Annotated in this window: 1 protein-coding gene; it reads right to left on the reverse strand. The window is 46.1% G+C overall.

The window, feature by feature from the left end:
- The coding region (locus tag R8N28_RS26950) for an ABC-F family ATP-binding cassette domain-containing protein (protein WP_318183886.1) at positions 1-1,054 on the reverse strand (1,054 nt) is incomplete at both ends.

The following is a 1,054-nucleotide window of genomic DNA, read 5'->3' on the forward strand; positions in this document are numbered from 1 at the left end:
CAGCCTCGTGTTGCTAAACAACAAAGCTTAACGCGAGTTTGCTCACCACCACTCAACGCCTCTAAGCGACGTTGTGCTTTATCACCCTTTATCCCGAAGCGTGCTAACAGCTTACGAGCCGATTTACTATTGATTGAAGAATCGACCGCACACACCTCTTGCTCCGGTGTATGATCCGGATGACGCCAAGATAGGTCTTGAGCGAAGTAACCGATCTTAAGACCTTGTGCAAACGTCATTTCACCAGAGAGTGGAAGCACCTCCCCCATTAGCGTTTTGAGCAATGTCGACTTCCCTACGCCATTAAAGCCCTCAATCACCAACTTGTCTCCTCGCGCGACAGTGATATCAATCGGTGACAGTAAAGGCGTTTGATAGCCAATGCTCAACGCTTCGGCGCTAACAACACTTTGATGTCCAATAGGCGCATAAGAAAAATCAAATTCAGTCACGGCATCTGTTTTATGCAACTGAATCCTTTCAATTTTATCCAATTGTTTCTTACGGCCCTTCGCAATGCTCGCATTCACACCTGCGCCATTTTTCGCAATAAACTGTTCCAGTTTCTTAATCTCAGCTTGCTGTGCGTGGTACTCTTTTTCCAACAGCGAATTGTTGTGTCGCTTTTGCGCCATTGCTTTGTGGTATGAGCCGGTGTATTTCTGGATTTTTTGATAGTCGATATCACAGATGCAGGTAGTAACCGCATTCAGGAAACTCACATCATGAGACACCAACAGTACGGTTCCTACATAAGCATTGAGATAACTCTTCAACCACTCAATATGAGTTGCATCAAGATAGTTAGTCGGCTCATCTAGCAGTAAGACGTCTGGTTCACGCAACAATAAGCGCGCTAATAAGACCTTATGGCGTTGCCCACCACTTAACGCACTCATTAGAGTATCCGGCCCCAACTGCTGTATACCAAGCCCTGCGGATACACTTTCAATTTGGGCATGTAAGGCGTAAAAGCCTTGGGCTTCCAATTCCGTTTGTAACTTAGCAACTCGGCGAAGCAAAGAAGGCGATGCAGATTCAGCCATCTCTTGAT

The organism is Vibrio sp. Vb1554, from assembly GCF_033344235.1.